Below are 663 nucleotides of genomic sequence, written 5' to 3'. Positions count from 1 at the left end.
GAGTAGGTCATCGTCAGCTCTCTATTCTAAAAAGTCCCCACTCATATCTGAGTGGGGGCTTTTTTTTATCTTGAACTTATCTGACTTCCCTAGAAAATCTATTTATTTAAATGGTTTTATCTTTCGCTCGTATCAAAGCAGTTCTTCAACTCTTTCCTTGCCCAAATCATCACTAGCCTCTTATACCTAAAAGCCCCCGCTCACTCGAAAGAGGGCTTTTTTATTGATAATAATTTATAACTATAGATGGTCAACTGAAAGTTTATTGGGATAATCTGATGATATTAGAAGAAACGGATAAATTGTATTTATATGACAGCTATGAAGATGCATATCTCATCGATAAAGAAAGCAGCGATATCTTATTTACTGATAGTTTTTACGTTGGTCCATCTTGTGCTTTAATTGATCCAAATAACAAATATGCAATCGTAGCTGGTAAGCATTTAACTCTTTGGGACTGTTATGAGGGAAATAATAAGCTCACAAAATTTGAAACAGAACAGTTTGCTGGATAGAAAGACTAAGGTTAATCAATGAAGATACTATTCAAATATTATTAGATCCATGGTTCCAATACAGTGCTATATGGGAATTAACAGTTTCTAATAGACCTCTTGCAAAAGTCATAGGTTTAGCTCGAAATTAATGATACCAGCAAAC

At 34.1% G+C, this 663-nt stretch carries 1 protein-coding gene; it reads left to right on the top strand.

Features of this window, described 5'->3' with window-relative positions; genetic code table 11:
- The first annotated feature begins 278 nt into the window (after positions 1-278).
- A complete protein-coding gene (locus AS194_RS02195) occupies positions 279-518 on the top strand; it encodes a hypothetical protein (RefSeq protein ID WP_058023846.1) in 240 nt (79 codons plus the stop codon).
- Positions 519-663 lie beyond the last annotated feature (145 nt).

Origin of the sequence: Psychrobacter piscatorii, assembly GCF_001444505.1 — a bacterium.
In the GTDB taxonomy this organism is placed as follows: Bacteria; Pseudomonadota; Gammaproteobacteria; order Pseudomonadales; family Moraxellaceae; genus Psychrobacter; species Psychrobacter piscatorii_B.
The sequence above is the reverse complement of the archived record's forward strand: the minus strand, read 5'-3'. Positions and strand labels throughout refer to the sequence as shown.

What these genes read in the sequence shown, in the direction of transcription:
- AS194_RS02195 (WP_058023846.1), top strand. Translation starts at nt 279, where the DNA reads ATGATATTAGAAGAAACGGATAAATTGTATTTATATGACAGCTATGAA.